The sequence below is a fragment of the Micromonospora sp. NPDC048871 genome, assembly GCF_043198155.1.
In the GTDB taxonomy this organism is placed as follows: Bacteria; Actinomycetota; Actinomycetes; order Mycobacteriales; family Micromonosporaceae; genus Micromonospora.
On the sequence record NZ_JBICUM010000015.1, the window covers coordinates 73,952 to 92,713 of the forward strand.

The window sequence follows — 18,762 nt, forward strand, 5'->3', positions numbered from 1 at the left end:
ACCGACCGGGTCACTGCTGGGCGCCGGTGGGCAGCCGCAGGCCGTTGACCGGAGTCAACGGGAGCAGTTTCCGGCCGGTCGGGCCGATCTGGATCTCGGTGTCCATCGCCGGGCAGACCCCGCAGTCGAAGCACGGAGTCCACCGGCAGTCGTCCTGCTCGTACTCGCTGAGCGAGTCCTGCCAGTCCTGCCAGAGCCAGTCCTTGTCCAGGCCGGAGTCCAGGTGGTCCCAGGGCAGGACCTCCAACTCGTCCCGCTCGCGGGTGGTGTACCAGTCGAGATCCACCCCGAAGGTGGGCAGCACCTCGGCGGCGGCCTCCACCCAGCGCTGGTACGAGAAGTGCTCGCTCCAGCCGTCGAACCGGCCGCCGTTCTCCCAGACCTTGCGGATCACCGCGCCGACCCGGCGGTCACCCCGGGACAGCAACCCCTCGATCAGGGACGGCTCGCCGTCGTGGTAGCGGTAGCCGATGGCCCGGCCCAGCGAGCGGTCCGCGTTGATCGCCTGCTTGAGCAGCCTGAGCCGGTGGTCGATGACCTCCGGGCGTTCCATCGCCGCCCATTGGAAGGGGGTGTGCGGCTTCGGCACGAACCCGCCGATGGAGACCGTGCACCGGATGTCCTTGGACCCGGTGGCGGCCCGACCGGCCCGGATGACCTCGTGGGCCATGTCGGCGATCTCCAGGACGTCGGCGTCGGTCTCGGTGGGCAGCCCGCACATGAAGTAGAGCTTCACCTGCCGCCACCCGTTGGTGTACGCGGTGACCACCGTACGGATCAGGTCGTCCTTGGAGACCATCTTGTTGATGACCTTGCGGATCCGCTCCGACCCGCCCTCCGGGGCGAAGGTCAGGCCGGTCCGCCGCCCGTTGCGGGACAGCTCCTGGGCCAGCTCGATGTTGAAGGCGTCCACCCGGGTCGAGGGCAGCGACAGCGACACGTTCGTGCCCTTGTACTGCTCGGCCAGGCCGGAGCACATGTCGCCGATCTCGGAGTGGTCGGCCGAGGAGAGCGACAGCAGACCCACCTCGTGGAAACCGGAGAACTCCAGCCCCTGCTGCACCATCTGCCCGACCGTGGTGATGGACCGCTCGCGTACCGGGCGGGTGATCATGCCCGCCTGGCAGAACCGGCAGCCCCGGGTGCAACCCCGGAAGATCTCCACGGCGTACCGCTCGTGCACCGTCTCGGCCAGCGGGACCAAGGGCTTCTTCGGGTACGGCCAGGCGTCCAGGTCCATCGTCGTGCGCTTGTGCACCCGGAAGGGCACGTCCGCCCGGTTCGGCACGACCCGCTGGATCCGGCCGTCGGGCAGGTAGTCCACGTCGTAGAAGCGGGGCACATAGACGCTCTCGGTACGCGCCAGCCGCAGCAGCAGCTCGTCGCGGCCCCCGGGGCAGCCCTCGGTCTTCCAGTCCCGCAGGATCGCGGTGATCTCCAGCACCGCCTCCTCGCCGTCGCCGAGCACTGCGGCGTCGACGAAGTCGGCGATCGGCTCCGGGTTGAAGGCGGCGTGCCCGCCGGCCACGATCACCGGGTCGGCGTCGGTGCGGTCCGCCGCCAGCAACGGGATGCCGGCCAGGTCGATCGCGGTGAGCAGGTTGGTGTAGCCCAGCTCGGTGGCGAACGACACGCCGAACAGGTCGAAGTCACGCACCGGCCGGTGGGCGTCGACCGTGAACTGCGGCACCCCGTGGGTGCGCATCAGCTTCTCCAGGTCCGGCCAGACCGCGTAGGTCCGCTCGGCGAGGGTGTCGGGCAGTTCGTTGAGCACCTCGTAGAGGATCTGCACGCCCTGGTTGGGCAGGCCGACCTCGTAGGCGTCCGGGTACATCAGCGCCCAACGTACGGTCGCGGAGTCCCAGTCCTTGACCACCGCGCCCAGTTCACCACCGACGTACTGGATGGGCTTGGTCACCTGGGGCAGCAGCGGCTCCAGCCGGGGCCACACGGAATTGGCCGCGACGGGACGCGGTGTGGTGGACGGGACGCTCATGATGCTCAAGGGTACGCGCCCCCTGTCGCGGGCCGCGCCACACCTGTCCCGCCGATCGCCGGACCGCCGACCCTCAGGCCGAGGACCCTCCGGAGCGGGCCACCCGCCTGCCCGGGAGCCGCCTGATTCGGTCAGGCTGGCACAACGGTACTAACCTCGGGTCGGCGTGAGAGGAGATTGCCGCGATGCCGGAGCCGCAGCCGGGTACCGACCGGCCGGTCGACGGGACCCGTCCACAAGCACAGCGCGACGGGGAGCCGGCGGTCACTCAGGAGCAGCCCACCCCGGTGGTCCCCGGGACCCCCACCGGCCCGGACGGCACCCGGATGCTGCCCGCCGACACGCCCGATCCGACCAGCCCGCCGGCTCAGGGTGACCAGTCGGCTTCCGGGGATCAGCCGACCCGACCGAACGCCTCCGCGCCAAGCGACCCCACGGCCGCCCCACACGCAGCCCCCGACGCCACCGCACCGGCCGACACCGCGGACGCCGAGGTCACGGCACCAGCCGACACCGCGCCCGAACGATCCGGCACCGCACCGGAACAACCCGGCTCCGGACCGCGCGCCGACGGACCGGCCACCGACCACCCGCCCACCATGATCGACCCGGAGCGCTCGGCCACCCCGCCGGCAGTCGCGGAGGTGGGTCCGCAGGGCACCCGGGTCATGCAGCAGCCCCTGCCGGAGGCCGAGCCCCCGCCGCCGCGCTGGAGCGCGGCCGCGGCCGTACCACCGGCACCGCCGCGCCGCCGGGCGTGGGGCGAGTCGACCGAGCCGACCCCACCGCCGCCGTCGGTGGCGGCGACCCACCAGCCCGAGCACCAGACCCCGGTGGACCCCTGGGCGGGCGCCGACACCAGCGGATGGGATCTGCCCTCCGCCGACTTCCCGGCCCTGCCGCCGACCCTGTCGTACCCGGCTCCGCCGCCGACCCGCGCGCACCCGGCCCCGCCGGACCCGCCCCCGCCACCGGCCCACCAGCCGCCCTCGCCGGCCCACCAGCCGCCCTCGGTGGCCCACCAACCCCCTCCGGCGGCCTTTCCGCCGCCCGCGGCCCCGGCCCGGCCGATGGCGCCGGGGTACCCGCCGCCAAACTATCCACGGCAGGTCCACCCGGCCCCGCCCTCGGCACCGGTCGGACCACCGCCGCCACCGGCCCGGGGACGCAAGGTCAAGAAGGCGCCGCCACCCGGCTGGCAGCCCCCCGCCGGGGCCGCCCCGAAGCGCAAACGGCGCCGCTGGCCCTGGGTACTGCTGCTGACCCTGGCCTGCTGCTGCGGCTGCCCGGCCTACTACGGCACCCCGATGGTCACCCAGTACCCGGCCAATGCCGCCCTGCCCAAGCAGGTGGCGGATCTGCGGCTGCGGGAGGACCCGCGCAACGCCCAGGCCGCCCGGAAACTGGAGAACCAGACCCGCCAGGCGCATCTGCTGGCCGACGACGTCTTCGCCGGGGTCTACACCACGAGCGTCGGCAAGCGGGTGACGGTCTTCGGTGGCACCGGATTCCGGCTCACCCCCTCGGCCGACGCCGACGCCGAGATCGAACGCCTCACCGAGGAGTACTCCCTAGGGGAGGCGGAGGTGGTGGACAGCGGGGTTCGAGGGCGGCACGGGCGCTGCGCGGCGGGCCACTCCGAGGGGAGCGGGGTGGTCGTCTGCACCTCGGTCGACCACGGCAGCATCACCACGGCGGTGTTCACCAACCTGTCGATGGACGATAGTGCCCGGCTGCTCGGCACCCTGCGGGAACAGATCATCACGCCCGAATGACCTGACCCGGTTCCGACCCCTACCGGGCCTACTCGGGCCACAATCGACCCATGCCCCGGCGTTGGCTGTTCGCCGACCAACTCGGACCGCACTTCCTCGATCAGCGCCACCAGCCGGTGCTGCTGATCGAGTCCAAGGCGGTCTTCCGTCGTCGGGCCTTCCACCGGCAGAAGGCGCACCTGGTGCTCTCCGCCCTGCGGCACCGGGCGGCCGAACTGGGCGACCAGGCGATCTTCCTGCGCGCCGAGACCTACCGGCAGGCCCTGCGCCGGGTACGCGAACCGCTGGAGGTCTGCCATCCGACCTCCCGGGCGGCGCTGGACTTCGTCCGTGGGCTGGACCAGGTGACCGTACTGCCGCCTCGGGGCTTCGTCACCGGGCTGGAGGAGTTCGCCGACTGGGCGGACGCCCGACGTGGCGCCCTGCGGATGGAGACCTTCTACCGGTTCGCCCGGGAGCACCATCAGGTGCTCGTCGACGGCGCCGAGCCGGTCGGCGGGCGGTGGAGCTTCGACACCGACAACCGCAAACCCCCGCCGAAGGGCACCGAGCGGTTGGACGTACCTCCTCCGCCGATGCCCCGCGAGGACGACATCGACGCCGAGGTACGCAAGGACCTGGACCGCTGGGAGCGGGAAGGCATCCGGTTCATCGGGCGGGACGGTCCGCGCCGCTTCCCGGTCACCACCAAGGAGGCCCAGGCGCGGCTACGGCACTTCCTCAAGCATCGGCTGCCCCACTTCGGCCCGTACGAGGACGCCATGCTCGCCGGTGACCCGTGGCTGGCGCACAGCCTGCTCTCCTCCTCCTTCAACCTGGGGCTGCTGGACCCGATGGTGGCGATCCGGGGCGCGGAGCAGGCGTACCGCAAGCAGGGGGCGCCGCTGCCCAGCGTCGAGGGCTTCATCCGCCAGATCCTCGGCTGGCGGGACTTCGTCTGGAACGTGTACTGGTATTTCGAGCCCGGCTACCAACGCAGCAACGCGCTGGGGGCCCGGTCGGCGATGCCGGCCTGGTTCCGGGACCTGGACGCCGATGCGGTGCAGGCGCACTGCCTGTCGGATGTGCTGGCCGACCTGCGGGACCACGGCTGGGTGCACCACATCCCCCGGCTCATGGTGCTGGGCAACTACGCGTTGCAGCGCGGCTGGCGACCGGCCGAGGTGGTCGACTTCTTCCACCGCAGCTTCGTCGACGGCTACGACTGGGTGATGACCGTCAACGTGATCGGCATGAGCCAGTACGCCGACCTGGGACGGATGAGCACCAAGCCGTACGCGGCCGGTGGCTCGTACATCAACCGGATGAGCGACTACTGCGGCGGCTGCCGGTACGACCCGAAGGTCCGCCTGGGTGAGCGGGCCTGCCCCTTCACCGCCGGGTACTGGGCCTTCCTGGATCGCAACCGGGACCGGATCCCGGCCAACGCCCGGATGGCTCGCACGATGGCCCAGATGAACCGGCTCGACGACCTGGACGCCGTACGCGACCAGGAGAAACGCCGTTCCTCCAAGGCACCGTGACCGACGGAGGTCAGTCGACGGTCGGCTCGTCGGTGGTCTTCGGCTGAGCACGCGGCGGGGCGTACCGGGGGACGTACTCCTGACCAGTGAGCTTCTGGATCTCGGCCATCATCTCGTCGGTCATCTGCCGCAGGGAGAGCCGGTCGTCCGGGCGGCCGGTGAAGTCCAGCGGTTTGCCGAACTTGACGGTGATCTTCTTGCCGGTGAAGGGCCGCGGCATCCGGGCCCCGATCGGCTGCACCTTGTCCGTGCCGATCATGCCGACCGGGATGATCGGCACCCCGGCCGCGATGGCCAGACGGACCGCTCCGGTACGACCCCGGTACAGCCGCCCGTCCGGCGAGCGGGTGCCCTCCGGGTAGACGACCACCAGGTCACCGCTCTTGAGCGCGGGGATGGCCGCGTCGAAGGCGGACAGGGCTGCCCGCCCACCGGCCCGCTCCACCGGGATCGCGCCGAGCCCGGTGAGCACGAACTTGGAGAAGCGTCCCTTGACCCCGATGCCGGTGAAGTACTCGGACTTGGCCCAGAAGGCCAGGTGCCGGGGTACCACCGTGCCGAGGAACAACTCGTCGGCCACGGAGAGGTGGTTGCCGGCGAAGATCGCGCCGCCGGTCTCGGGTACGTGCTCCAGCCCCTCCACGGTCGGTCGGAACGCCAGCCGCAGCGTGGGCCCCACGGTGAGCTTGCCGATGGTGTAGAGCAGCGGCACTGGTCCTCCGACGATGGGTGATGTACGCAGTGGGGGGCGCTGACACCGTAGCGGACCGACGCACGTCGTCATGCGCGAGGTCGGGCGGGTCCGCTGGCTGGATGAGGGTGTCAGCGGGGGCCCCTCGCGGCGTAGCCGAGGGACCCCCGCTCACTTCCCGGTCAGGTGCGGCGTACCGCCACCGTCACGGGCTCGCCCTCACCGACCTCACCGGCGAAGCCGTCGAGGTCCTCGGCGAAGTCGACCCGCTCGGCCAGCACCTCCCGGGCCACGAAGTCGGCGTACGCCGACACCGCCTCCCGTACCGGTGCCGACGCGGCCACGGTCGCCACGATCCGGTCGGAGATGTCCAGGTCGGCGTCGCGCCGGGCCTGCTGCACCACCCGCACGACATCCCGGGCCAGCCCTTCGGCGGCCAGTTCCGGGGTGACCGTGGTGTCCAGCACCACCACCCCCTCACCACCGGGCAGGGGTGCGGAGTGTTCCGCGTCGGCCGCGACCAGCCGCAGCTCGTACTCGCCCTCGGCCAGGGTGACCCCGGCGGCGACCGGATCACCGTCGACCAGTTCCCACTCCCCCGCCTTGACCGCCTTGATCACCTGCTGGACCTGCTTGCCGACCCGGGGCCCGAGGGCTCGGGGCACCACGGTCAGCACCTGCTGGCAGTACGCCGACACGTCGCCGGTGAAGACGACCTGCTTGACGTTGACCTCGTCGGCCACCAGGTCGGCGAAGGGCCGCAACTGCTCGGCGACCGGGCTGGCCACGGTGAGGGTGGCCAGCGGCAGCCGCACCCGCAGACCCTTGGCCTTGCGCAGCGACAGGGCCGCCGAGGCTACCGCCCGGACGTTGTCCATCGCGGCCACCAGGTCGTGGTCGGCCGGGAACTCCTCGGCGACCGGCCAGTCGGTCAGGTGCACCGACCGCTCACCGGTCAACCCCCGCCAGATCTCCTCCGCGGTCAGCGGCGCCAGCGGCGCCACCACCCGGCACAGGGTCTCCAGCACGGTCGACAGGGTGTCGAAGGCGTCCGCGTCGCCGGACCAGAACCGGTCCCGGGAGCGGCGCACGTACCAGTTGGTCAGCGCGTCCAGGTAGGACCGCACGGTGGCGCAGGCCCCGGAGATGTCGTACGCGTCCATCTGCGCGCCGGCCGTCGCCACCAGCTCGTTCGTCTTGGCCAGCACGTACCGGTCCAGCAGGTGGGTGCTGTCCGTCCGACGCCGGGCGGTGTAGCCGTCGGCGTTGGCGTAGAGGGAGAAGAAGTACCAGACGTTCCACAGCGGCAGCAGCACCTGCCGGACGGCGTCCCGGATGCCCGACTCGGTGACCGGCATGTCCCCACCGCGCAGCACCGGGGAGGACATCAGCATCCAGCGCATCGCGTCCGAGCCGTACGAGTCGAAGACGTGGTACACGTCCGGGTAGTTGCGCAGGCTCTTGGACATCTTGCGCCCGTCGGAGCCGAGCAGGATGCCGTGGCTGAGGCAGTTGCGGAACGCCGGCCGGTCGAACAACGCCGTGGCCAGCACGTGCATGGTGTAGAACCAGCCCCGGGTCTGCCCGATGTACTCGACGATGAAGTCGCCCGGGTAGTGGTGCTCGAACCAGTCCCGGTTCTCGAACGGGTAGTGCACCTGGGCGAACGGCATCGAACCGGACTCGAACCAGCAGTCCAGCACCTCCGGCACCCGACGCATCATCGACTTGCCGGTCGGGTCGTCCGGGTTGGGGCGGACCAGGTCGTCCACCGCCGGCCGGTGCAGGTCGGTCAGGCGTACGCCGAAGTCCCGCTCGATCTCGGCCAGCGAGCCGTACACGTCGATCCGGGGGTGGTTCGGGTCGTCCGAGCGCCACACCGGGATCGGGGAGCCCCAGAACCGGTTCCGGCTGATCGACCAGTCCCGGGCGTTGGCCAGCCACTTGCCGAAGGAGCCGTCCTTGATGTGCCCCGGGGTCCAGTTGATCTGCTGGTTCAGCTCGACCATCCGGTCCTTGAACTTGCTCACCGCGACGAACCACGAGGACACCGCCTTGTAGACCAGCGGGGTGTCGCAGCGCCAGCAGTGCGGGTACGAGTGGGTGTAGGTGTCCTGCTTGAGCACCACCCCCCGGTCCTTCAGCTCCCGGATCACCGGCTTGTTGACGTCGAAGACCTGCTCGCCGACGTACGGCGGCACCAACGCGGTGAACCGGGTGTGGTCGTCCACGGTGACGATGGTGGGGATGCCGGCGGCGTTGCAGACGTTCTGGTCGTCCTCACCGAAGGCCGGGGCCAGGTGCACGATCCCAGTACCGTCCTCGGTGGTCACAAACTCCGCTCCGAGCACCTGGTACGCGTTCTCACCGGCCTGCTCCACCAGGAAGTCGAACAGCGGGGTGTACCGGCGCCCCACCAGGTCCGCCCCGCGTACCGTGCCGACCTGCTCGTACCCCTCGAGTTCCTTGGCGTACGCGGCCACCCGCCCGGCACCCACCAGGTGACGCTCGCCGTCGCGCTCCAGCACGGCGTACTCGATGTCCGGGCCCACGGCCAGGGCCAGGTTCGACGGCAGGGTCCACGGGGTGGTGGTCCAGACACCGAGCTTGACCGGGCCACGGACCAGCTCCGGCGCGGACTCCTCGGCGGCCAGCTCGAACCACACCGTCAGGGTCGGATCGTGCCGGTCCCGGTAGACGTCGTCCATCCGAGTCTCGGTGTTCGACAGCGGAGTCTCACACCGCCAGCAGTACGCCAGCACCCGGAAGCCCTCGTAGACCAGACCCTTGTCGTGCAGGGTCTTGAAGGCCCACATGACGCTTTCCATGTAGTCCAGGTCGAGGGTCTTGTAGTCGTTGGCGAAGTCGACCCAGCGGGCCTGCCGGGTGACATACCGCTCCCAGTCCTGGGTGAACTCCAGCACGGAGGTGCGGCAGGCCTCGTTGAACCGGGCCACCCCCAGGTCCAGGATCTCCGCCTTGCTGGTGATGCCGAGCTGCTTCTCCGCCACCACCTCGGCGGGCAGGCCGTGGCAGTCCCAGCCGAAGCGGCGCTCCACCCGCCGACCCCGCATGGTCTGGTAGCGCGGCACCACGTCCTTGACGTACCCGGTGAACAGGTGCCCGTAGTGCGGCAGCCCGTTAGCGAAGGGCGGGCCGTCGTAGAAGACGTACTCGTTGTCGCCGTTGCGGCCGGCGTCGCGGGCCTCGACGGACGCCTCGAAGGTCTTGTCGGCCGTCCAGTGCTCCAGCACCCGGCGCTCGACCGCGGGCAGGTCCGGGCTCGCCGGGACACCGGCGGCGGTCGGGTCGTGCAACGGATAGGCCATCGCCTGTCGCTCTCCTCGCTGACACTCACTGTGTGTGGGTCTTGCGAGGACGAGCCCTTCTCCGGTACGCCGTCACCGGCGCCCCGGGCCAGGCCCGCGGTACCACCCCGCTTGACGGTCAAGATCGACCGCCCGCTCATTGGCCGGCTGTAACGGGCCGAACCCGTCCGGTTCTACTCGGGCACGAGGCCCTTTCTTCCGGAGGCTCCCCGGTGATGGCCGGATCGTCGCCAGTCCCCCCATCCTACCCGCCCCACCCACCCCCCACCTCCCCATAACCCACCCCCACCCTGTCCCCCACCCCCTCTCCCGCGATCTTGCACTTGTGGTCGCCCTTACGCGGCTTCTGGGTGGATATGCACCGACACAAAGTGCAAGATCAGCGGGGTGTGCGGGGTGCGTGGTGGGGGTCACAGGGGTGGGTGTCACGGCGGGGGTGGGGTGGGGCGTCGTGGGGGTGTTGGAGGCACTGTCAGGAGGGGGTTGTCGTGCAGCGGATGGATGTGGCTGAGGTGGCGCCGGAGGCGTACCAGAGCGTGCTGGGGTTGGAGAAGTACGTCCGGGCCAACGTGGATCACACCGTGCTGGAGTTGGTGAAACTGCGGGCGTCGATGCTGAACGGCTGCGCGTACTGCGTCGACATGCACAGCCGGGATGCGATGGATGCCGGGGAGTCGCATCGGCGGCTGTTCGCGGTGGCGGCGTGGCGCGAAGCGCCTTTCTTCGACGAGCGGGAGCGGACCGCGCTGGCGCTCACCGACGCGGTCACCCGCCTCGGCGAGCACGGGGTGCCCGACGACATCTGGGCGGCCGCCGCGAAGGTCTGGCCGGAGAAGTCCCTCGCCGATCTGGTGCTGGCGATCGCCACAATCAACGTGTGGAACCGGATCGCGGTGACCTTCCGCAAGGACCTGCCGGCCGAGGTGTGAGCCTGATCGACGCGGTGGAGGCGGCCGGGGCGCTCGAAGCGCACCGGCCGATGCTGCTCGGTCTGGCCTACCGGCTGCTCGGCAGCCGGCACGACGCCGAGGACGTGCTCCAGGAGGCGCACCTGCGGTGGATGCGGGTGGACCGGGCCGGCGTGGCCGAGCCGCGCCGCTACCTGTCCCGGGTGGTGACCCATCTGGCCATCGACCGGCTCCGTGCTCGGCAGGCGGCCCGGGAGGCGTACGTCGGGATGTGGCTGCCGGAGCCGGTGCCCACCGTACCGTCGCCGTTCGGCCCGTTGGAACGCGCCGAGTTGCGCGATTCGCTCGCCACCGCGCTGCTGCACCTGCTGGAACGCCTCACCCCGCCGGAGCGCGCGGTCTACGTGCTGCACACCGCCTTCGATCTGCCGTACGCCGAGATCGCCGAGCTACTGGACCGCTCGGCCGAGGACTGCCGGCAACTGCATCATCGGGCCACCGTGCGGATCGGCCGCGACCAGCGCCGCTTCACCGTCGACCGGGCGGAGCAGCAGCGGCTGCTGGACGCCTTCATCGCCGCCGTCGACGACGGCGACCTGGCCGCGCTGACCGACCTGGTGGCCGCCGAGGCGACCGCGTGGAGCGACGGCGGCGGCCGGGTGCGATCGGCCCGCAACCCGGTGACCGGCGTCGACCGGGTCACCCGCTTCCTGCTGGGCATCCGCGACAAGAGCTGGCCGCTCACCGTGCACCGCACGGAACTCAACGGCCAGCCGGCCGCCGTCGTGGTCACCGCAGCCGGTCACCGGTACGCCCTCACCCTCGCCACCGCCGACGGTCGGATCACCGACATCTTCCTGGTGTCGAACCCGGACAAGCTGACCTGGGCGGCCTGAACAGCCGCCCGGCCGAGTACCAGGTCGTCAGTTCAGCTCGGGGAACCAGAGTGCGATCTCGCGCTTGGCGCTGTCGGCCGAGTCGGAGGCGTGCACCAGGTTCTCCCGGTTGGACAGCGACAGGTCACCCCGGATGGTGCCGGCGGCGGCCTTGCGCCCGTCGGTGGCCCCGATCAGGCCGCGTACCACCTCGATGACCTGGTCGCCGGAGAGCACCAGGGCGACCAGCGGGCCGCTGGTCATGAAGGTCTTCAGCGGCGGGTAGAACGGCTTGTCGACGTGCTCGGAGTAGTGCTCGTCGGCCAGCGTGTCGTCCATCGTCCGGGACACCATCGCGTCGATCCGCAGCCCCTTGCGCTCGAAGCGGGAGATGATCTCGCCGACCAATCCACGGCGGACCGCATCGGGCTTGATCAGTACGAGCGTGCGCTCGTCCGGGGTGCTGCTGGACACGCTGGGTTCCTCCTCGAAGCGGAAGCCGGTCGGGCTGGGTACGGTCAGCCTAGCGGCCCGGCACCGGTGGCGGCGCGGTGGTCGGGTGCTTCCCCCGATCCCCGATCCGGCCTAGCCTGGCCCTGACCACCCGGGAGGTCCACTGTGGCGAACGGCGGGAACCGGCCCATCGCACCGGTACGCAAGTTGGTCGCTACGGTGCTCGGCACCGTGGCCACCTTCGTCATCCTTTTCGGCCTGGGCATGACCAGCTGGGCCATCGTGGCGCTGGGGGTCGCCGTGCTGGCCCTGGCGATCGCGCTGGCCACGATCCGCGCCGGCGGGCGCACCTGGGTCGTCGGCGCCGGGCATGTGCACAGCGCCTCGGAACCACCCACCCAGTACGCCTTCGGGCGCTGTGAACTCCAGTTGGTGATCGACGCCCCGGGGCTGCCACCCCGGTCGAAGAAGATCATCGAGCCTCGGGTGCCGGTCTCGAAGTGGCCCTCCCTGGGGCAGAGCCTGCCGATCCGGGTGGCCCTGGACGACCAGCGGCACGTCCGGGTGCTCTGGGACGAGGTGCCCACGCACACCGAGGCCGGCCCGGTCGACCCGCCACCGGAGTACGCCGACCAGGTTCCGCCGGACGAGATCCTGATCGGCCAGGAGGCCCCGCCCTGGGCCGGCCGGGCACCGGAGGACGATTTCCCGCTGAGCGACCCGCTGGCCGGTCCCGGCGACGATGAACCGATCGAACCGGTAGAGCCCCGGGAGACCGTACGGGTGCGCCACCGTCCCGGCGGGCCGGTCGTGCTGGAGGGGACGGTGGTCGAGCAGTCGAACGACGCTCCACTGCCCCGACGGGCCACCCCGGCACCGCGTACCCCCGCCGAGGAACGCTTCGTGGCCGCCACCACCTCCCCCGCCGCCACCACCGCCACGAACTCCCCGGAGGCCACCGGGGAGACGCAGCCGAGCGGGACGCGGGTGGCCGACCCGATCCCCCGCCCGACCGACCCGCTGGACCCGATCGACCTGCCCCTGGACGATCCGGAACCCCGACCGGCCTGGATGACCGACCCCCAGCCGCCCTCGACGACCGCCGGCGACCCAGACTCGGCCCGGGAGATGGTTGAGGACCCCGAGGAGGCCCGCAAGCTGGATGCGGCGATCTTCGGGTACGACCCGGAGGCCCCGGACACCGCGGATCCGGCCGCACCGATCAGTGGTGTCGGCATCACCCTGTTGGTCACCGACCTGGCCCGATCCCTGGACTTCTACCAGGGTCGGCTCGGCTTCACCGAGGTCGACCGGGGCGCCGGCAACGCCGTACTGGCCTCCGGGGCTACCCGACTGGTGTTGCGGGAGGTGTCCGGCGCCCAGCCGGTGAGCCGTCGCCTGGTGCACGTCAACCTGGACGTCGACAACATCCAGGGCGCCTACGAGCGGCTCCGCGACTCCGGAGTCCGGTTCACCTACGCACCCCGGGTGGTCAACCGGGGCAGCCGGTTGGAGGTGTGGGCGGCGGCCTTCCGTGACCCGGACGGGCACGGCATCGCCCTGACCCAGTGGCGGGAGCGCGCCGAGGCGTGAGCCCGCCTCGGCTCAGCCCAGGATCACCCGACGAACATGCCAGGCGTACGCCCACACCAGCGCGAACATCACCCCCAGCACGAGCAGGGACCAGTGCAGCAGCCCGGAGAGCAGCAGCAGTCCCTGCAACACCGTGCCGGCGTTCCACGCCCACGGCCGGCCCATCATTCCGGCCAGTACCGCGGCGGCCACGGCCAGGGTCACCACCGCCCCGATCGCGGCAGCGCTGAGGTCACCGCCGACCAACCGGATCGGCTGGATGGCCAGCAGCAACACCAGCGCCTCCAGGGCCAGGGTGCCGGCACCGAGACCCCGTACCGCCCGCTGGGGGTTGCGCAGCCCCGACCGCCGCTGCTGAGGTTCCTCCGGTGCGCTCATCGCTTCAACAACCGGCGCGCGTCGGCCACGGTCACCACGGAACCCGTGACGATCACCCCGACCCCGGCCAGCTCACCGGGTACGTCCTCCTCGGCCAGGGCCACCGCCGTCTCGATCGCGTCCGGCATCTCCTCGGCCACCTCTACCCGGTCCGGTCCGAACACCTCGGCGGCGAGGGCCGCCAACTCCTTGGCCGGCAGCGCTCGTGGCGAACTGTTGCGGGTCACCACCACCTGGTCGACAACCGGCTCCAACAGCTCCAGCATGCTCGCCGCGTCCTTGTCGGCCAGGGTGGCCACCACGGCGACCAGCTTGCTGAAGGCGAACTCCTCCTGTAGGGCGGTGACCGTTGCCGTCATGCCCTGCGGGTTGTGCGCGCCGTCGAGCAGGATCGTCGGGGCGGACCGCACCCGCTCCAGCCGGCCCGGGGAACTGGCGGTGGCGAAACCCTCCCGCACCGTCTCCAGGTCGAGCTGACGCCGGGCACCGGCACCGAGGAAGGCCTCCACGGCGGCGAGGGCCACCGCCGCGTTCTGCGCCTGGTGGGCGCCGTGCAGCGGGAGGAACACCTCCTCGTACACCCCGCCGAGGCCCTGCAGGGTGAGCACCTGCCCGCCGACCGCCACCGCCCGACGCAGTACGCCGAACTCCGAGCCCTCGCGGGCGATGGTGGCGCCGGCCTCGGCGCAGCGTTGCAGGATCGGCCGAGCGGCCTCCTCCTCCTGAGCGGCGGCGATGACGGTCGCGCCCGGGTGGATGATGCCGGACTTGGCGACCGCGATGTCCTGCAAGGTGTCACCGAGCCACTCGGTGTGGTCCAGCCCGATCGGGGTCAGTACGCACACCCCGGCCTGGATCACGTTCGTGGCGTCCTCGGCACCCCCCAGCCCCACCTCGACCACGGCCACGTCCACCGGCGCGTCCGCGAAGGTCGCGAAGGCCAGGGCGGTGGTCATGTCGAAGTAGGTCAGCGGCTCGGCCGAGCGGTCGTCGACCAACTCGGCGAGCGGCTTGACCTCCTGGTACACGGCGGTGAACCGGGCCTCGTCCACCGGCTCGCCGTCCAGGCTGATCCGCTCCCGGACAGACTCCAGGTGCGGGCTGGTGTACCGCCCGGTGTGCAGCCCGAAGGCCCGCAACAGGGAGTCGATCATCCGGGCCGTGGAGGTCTTGCCGTTGGTGCCGGTCAGGTGGATCGAGGGGTACGCCCGCTGCGGGCTGCCCAACAGGTCGAGCAGGTCCGAGATGCGGTCCAGCTCGAAGACCATCCGGGTGAATCCCCGCCCGGACAGTTCCGCCTCGACCTCGGCGAAGGCGGCCCGCTCGGCGGATCTGCCCCGGTCGGTGCGCTCATCGGGGCGGCCGGGCCGGCCGGCGTCCGCCGGTCGACCCGTACCGCTGCGTTCGTTGCTGTCGGTCACGAGGGCAGCGCCTCCAGAGCGGCGTCGATACGGGTCAGGTCGGCCTCGGCGGCGGCCAGCCGATCCCGGATCTTGGCGACCACGTGCTCCGGGGCCTTGCCGACGAACGCCGGGTTGTCCAGCTTGGCCCGGGCCTGCCCGGCCTCCTTCTCGGCCGCCGCCCGGTCCTTGGTCAGCCGGGCCCGTTCGGCGGCGACGTCGATCGACCCCCGGGTGTCCAGGGCGACACTGACCTCCCCCGGCATGGCCAGGGTCGCGCTGGCCTGGAAGTCCTCACCCGGGGCGTCGAGCCGGGCCAGGGAACGGATCAGCGGCTCGTGCGCCGCGACACCGGCACCGGCCAGCCCGTCGAGCCGGGCGGCGACCCGCTGGGTCGGACGAAGCCCCTGGTCGGAGCGGAACCGGCGGACCTCGGTGACCACCCGTTGCAGGGTGGCGATCTCCGCCTCCGCGCCGCTGTCGATCCGGGCCCGGTCGGCGACCGGCCAGGCGGCCGTCATCACGGTCTCCCCGCCGGTCAGGGCGGTCCACAGCTCCTCGGTGACGAAGGGGATCACCGGGTGCAGCAGCCGCAGCAACTGGTCCAGCACGTGACCGAGGACCCGACGGCTGGTGTCGGCGGCGGCTCCCCCGGCGGCCAGCACCGGCTTGCTCAACTCCACGTACCAGTCGCAGACGTCGTCCCAGGCGAAGTGGTAGAGCAGGTCACAGACCTTGGCGAACTCGTACGCCTCGAACTGCTCGTCCACCTCGGCGGTGACCTGCGCCAGCCGGGACAGGATCCACCGGTCGACCGTCGACAGCTCGGCCGCCTCCGGCAGGGGTCCCTCGGTGTGCGCGCCGTTGAGCAGCGCGAACCGGGTGGCGTTCCACAGCTTGTTGCAGAAGTTGCGCGAGCCCTGACACCAGTCCTCGCTGACCGGCACGTCCCCGCCCGGGTTGGCGCCCCGAGCCAGGGTGAACCGGGTCGCGTCGGCCCCGTACCGGTCGATCCAGTCCAGGGGGTCGACCACGTTGCCGAAGGACTTGGACATCTTCTTGCCGTGCTCGTCGCGGACCATCCCGTGCAGGGCGATCACGTCGAAGGGCTGCTTGCCGTCCATCGCGTACAGGCCGAACATCATCATCCGGGCGACCCAGAAGAACAGAATGTCGTACCCGGTGACCAGCACGCTGGTCGGATAGAACTTCGCCAGCTCGGGGGTCTGCTCCGGCCAGCCCAGGGTGGAGAACGGCCACAGCCCGCTGGAGAACCAGGTGTCCAGCACGTCCTCGTCCTGGTGCCAGCCCTCGCCGGTCGGCGGCTGCTCGTCGGGTCCGACGCAGACCACCTCGCCGTCCGGGCCGTACCAGACCGGAATGCGGTGACCCCACCACAACTGCCGGGAGATGCACCAGTCGTGCATGTTGTCGACCCAGGCGAAGTAGCGCTTGGCCAGATCCGCCGGTTCGATCGCGACCCGCCCGTCGCGCACCGCGTCACCGGCCGCCTTGGCCAGCGGGGAGGTGTTGACGAACCACTGCAACGACAGCCGCGGCTCGACCGTGGTCCGGCACCGCGAGCAGTGCCCGACAGCGTGCACGTACGGCCGCTTCTCGGCCACGATGCGCCCTTCGGCGCGCAGGGCGGCGACGATCGCCGGACGGGCCTCGAACCGGTCCAGCCCCTCGAACGGGCCGGGCGCGGTGATCACGCCCCGCTCGTCCATGACCGTCAGCGCCGGCAGGTCGTGCCGCTGCCCGATCTCGAAGTCGTTCGGGTCGTGCGCCGGGGTCACCTTCACCATGCCGGTACCGAAGGTCGGGTCGACATGGGTGTCACCGACGATCGGAATCCGGCGCCCGGTGAGCGGCAGCTCGACCTCGGTGCCGATCAGGTGCCGGTAGCGCTCGTCGTCCGGGTGCACCGCCACCGCGGTGTCACCGAGCATGGTCTCGGCCCGGGTGGTGGCCACCACCACCTCGTCGCTGTAGCGGATCGAGACCAGTTCACCCTCGTCGTCGGAGTGCTCCACCTCGATGTCGGACAGGGCGGTGAGACACCGCGGACACCAGTTGATGATCCGGTTCGCCCGGTAGATCAGGCCGTCGTCGTACAGCTTCTTGAACATCGTCAGTACGGCCCGGGACAGGCCCTCGTCCATGGTGAAGCGCTCCCGGTCCCAGTCGACCGAGTCGCCGAGGCGACGCATCTGGCCGAGGATCGCGCCCCCGGACTCCGCCTTCCACTGCCACACCCGCTCGACGAACTTCTCCCGGCCGAGGTCGTGGCGGGACTGGCCCTGCGCGGCCAGCTGCCGCTCGACCACGTTCTGGGTGGCGATACCGGCGTGGTCCATGCCGGGCAGCCACAGCGCCTCGAAGCCCTGCATCCGCTTACGCCGCACCAGGGCGTCCTGCACGGTGTGGTCGAGCGCGTGGCCCATGTGCAGGGAGCCGGTGACATTGGGGGGCGGGATGACGATGGTGAACGGCGGCTTGTCGCTGCTGGCCGACGCCCGGAAACGACCGTCGGCTACCCACTGCTCGTACCGTCGCTGCTCTACCTCGCCGGGCTGGTACTGGCCGGCGATGGTCGGGGCGTCGGGGCGTCGGGTATCCACATTCTCGGTCACCTAAGAAAGTCTACGGAGGGCTTCAGCGGACCCGACGTGGGCCACCGGTGATGTCGCGTACGGTGGCGGCTATGTCCGATCCACATCTCACCGCCCGCCACCTGGACGAGGGTGCTCCCGCGGTCAACCTGACCGACGAGCCGATCGAGCTGGGCAACCGGGACCGGCAGACGGCCACAGAACGCGCTGCGGCCCCTGGTCGGCGGCGCCGGGTCGGCATAGCGGTACTGGCGGTGCTGGCCCTTACCGGCGCGGGATCCCTGGGCGCCTGGGGCTGGCGGATCGCCGAGCAGAAGGACACCCGGATCGCGACCCCGGACCAGGTGGCGGGGCTGACCCGCGACGACAGCGAACGCGCCGTGAGCACCGCCGACTACCTGCGCAGCGGCCTGGCCGCGGACATCCAGTTGGACACCAGCTTCGGTGCCGTCTACCAGGACCCTGCCGACGACCGCCGATCGGTGCTGTTGTTCGGGGGTACCACCCTGCTCTGGCAGCCGGAACGGGACCTGGAGAGCCTCTTCGGCCTGATGTCCGACGAGACCGGGGCGGTGGCCGGCCTGCGTAACGTGTCCTCGGGCCGACTCGGCGGAGTGATGAAGTGCGGCAGGACCAGCGGCGAGGGTGGCGACTTCGCGGTCTGCGGGTGGGCTGACCACGGCAGCGTGGCCATCGCCATGTTCCCCTTCCGCCCGGTAGACGAGGCCGCCGACTTGCTGCGCCAGATCCGGGAGACCGTACAGACCCGCGACTGACCCCCACCCCCGTCGGCCGGCTTACCTCCGCGAGACCTTGGCCATCCGGCGGTCATGCCCACTGCTCCGACCCTGGCCGTCCCGACCGGCAGTCTTGCCCGCCACGGTCTCCGTCGTCCGAACTCTCGCCGTCCGTTGGCTCTGTGGTTCGGTCAGCCCCTGCTGCCCGGCAGTGCCTGTGGCTGGGGGGACCTCTGCTGTTGTCCCTCGGTTCCTTTGCTCTGCTTCAACCGACGCAACGGTTTTGACCGCTTGTTGTTGCGGTGGTTGAAGCAGAGCAAAGGGTGTTCAGGGGTTAGGTCTTCCTGGGTCGGCGGCCATGACACCGCGCACGTCATAACGTGTGGAAGCACCCAGCACCCAGCACCCAGCACCCAGCACCCAGCACCCAGCACCCAGCACCCAGCACCCAGCACCCAGCACCCAGCACCCAGCACCCAGCACCCAGCA

13 protein-coding genes are annotated in these 18,762 nt (G+C 71.0%); 6 read left to right on the forward strand and 7 right to left on the reverse strand.

The annotated features are described in order from the left end of the window. Positions 1-10: 10 nt before the first annotated feature. Positions 11-1,996 (reverse strand): TIGR03960 family B12-binding radical SAM protein, encoded by a 1,986-nt coding sequence (locus ACGFIK_RS25015; protein WP_393341578.1) that lies wholly within the window; start codon positions 1,994-1,996, stop codon positions 11-13. A gap of 185 nt (positions 1,997-2,181) precedes the next feature. Between ACGFIK_RS25015 and ACGFIK_RS25020 the strand changes: the two genes are divergently transcribed. Both ACGFIK_RS25020 and ACGFIK_RS25025 read left to right on the forward strand, forming a co-directional pair. Next, a complete protein-coding gene (locus ACGFIK_RS25020; protein WP_327024497.1) occupies positions 2,182-3,771 on the forward strand; it encodes a hypothetical protein in 1,590 nt (529 codons plus the stop codon). A 50-nt stretch (positions 3,772-3,821) separates the two neighbouring features. Next, a complete protein-coding gene (locus ACGFIK_RS25025; protein ID WP_393341580.1) occupies positions 3,822-5,294 on the forward strand; it encodes a cryptochrome/photolyase family protein in 1,473 nt (490 codons plus the stop codon). 10 nt (positions 5,295-5,304) lie between these two features. On the opposite strand, the gene ACGFIK_RS25030 is transcribed toward ACGFIK_RS25025, so the two are convergent. After that, positions 5,305-6,006: a lysophospholipid acyltransferase family protein gene (locus ACGFIK_RS25030; RefSeq protein ID WP_327024495.1), complete on the reverse strand. Its 702-nt coding sequence runs from the start codon at positions 6,004-6,006 to the stop codon at positions 5,305-5,307. A 161-nt stretch (positions 6,007-6,167) separates the two neighbouring features. After that, a complete protein-coding gene (gene ileS, locus ACGFIK_RS25035; protein WP_327024494.1) occupies positions 6,168-9,314 on the reverse strand; it encodes an isoleucine--tRNA ligase in 3,147 nt (1,048 codons plus the stop codon). Between the two features lie 497 nt (positions 9,315-9,811). Between ileS and ACGFIK_RS25040 the strand changes: the two genes are divergently transcribed. Beyond that, entirely contained in the window at positions 9,812-10,243 is a 432-nt protein-coding gene (locus ACGFIK_RS25040; RefSeq protein WP_327026997.1) for a carboxymuconolactone decarboxylase family protein, read from the forward strand. Further along, a complete protein-coding gene (gene sigJ, locus ACGFIK_RS25045) occupies positions 10,240-11,118 on the forward strand; it encodes an RNA polymerase sigma factor SigJ (RefSeq protein ID WP_327024493.1) in 879 nt (292 codons plus the stop codon). Before ACGFIK_RS25040 ends, sigJ begins: the two co-directional genes overlap by 4 nt. A 27-nt stretch (positions 11,119-11,145) precedes the next feature. Here the strand turns inward: sigJ and ndk are convergent, their stop codons facing one another. Further along, positions 11,146-11,571, reverse strand: a complete 426-nt coding sequence (gene ndk / locus ACGFIK_RS25050) for a nucleoside-diphosphate kinase (RefSeq protein ID WP_327024492.1) — start codon at positions 11,569-11,571, stop codon at positions 11,146-11,148. A 144-nt stretch (positions 11,572-11,715) separates the two neighbouring features. Here ndk and ACGFIK_RS25055 point away from each other — a divergent pair, with 144 nt between their 5' ends. Beyond that, positions 11,716-13,143, forward strand: coding sequence for a VOC family protein (locus ACGFIK_RS25055; RefSeq protein ID WP_327024491.1), 1,428 nt, complete (start codon positions 11,716-11,718; stop codon positions 13,141-13,143). 12 nt (positions 13,144-13,155) lie between these two features. On the opposite strand, the gene ACGFIK_RS25060 is transcribed toward ACGFIK_RS25055, so the two are convergent. The 3 genes from ACGFIK_RS25060 to ACGFIK_RS25070 form a co-directional block, all read right to left on the reverse strand. After that, a complete protein-coding gene (locus ACGFIK_RS25060; protein WP_327024490.1) occupies positions 13,156-13,521 on the reverse strand; it encodes a DUF4233 domain-containing protein in 366 nt (121 codons plus the stop codon). Continuing rightward, the gene (locus ACGFIK_RS25065; RefSeq protein WP_327026996.1) at positions 13,518-14,789 is read right to left on the reverse strand and encodes a folylpolyglutamate synthase/dihydrofolate synthase family protein; all 1,272 of its coding nucleotides are present in this window, start codon (positions 14,787-14,789) and stop codon (positions 13,518-13,520) included. Before ACGFIK_RS25065 ends, ACGFIK_RS25060 begins: the two co-directional genes overlap by 4 nt. A gap of 149 nt (positions 14,790-14,938) precedes the next feature. After that, on the reverse strand, positions 14,939-17,557 hold the full coding sequence (locus tag ACGFIK_RS25070) for a valine--tRNA ligase (RefSeq protein ID WP_327024489.1): 2,619 nt from the start codon (positions 17,555-17,557) through the stop codon (positions 14,939-14,941). 71 nt (positions 17,558-17,628) lie between these two features. Between ACGFIK_RS25070 and ACGFIK_RS25075 the strand changes: the two genes are divergently transcribed. After that, on the forward strand, positions 17,629-18,312 hold the full coding sequence (locus ACGFIK_RS25075) for a hypothetical protein (RefSeq protein ID WP_327024488.1): 684 nt from the start codon (positions 17,629-17,631) through the stop codon (positions 18,310-18,312). The last annotated feature ends 450 nt before the right edge of the window (positions 18,313-18,762 follow it).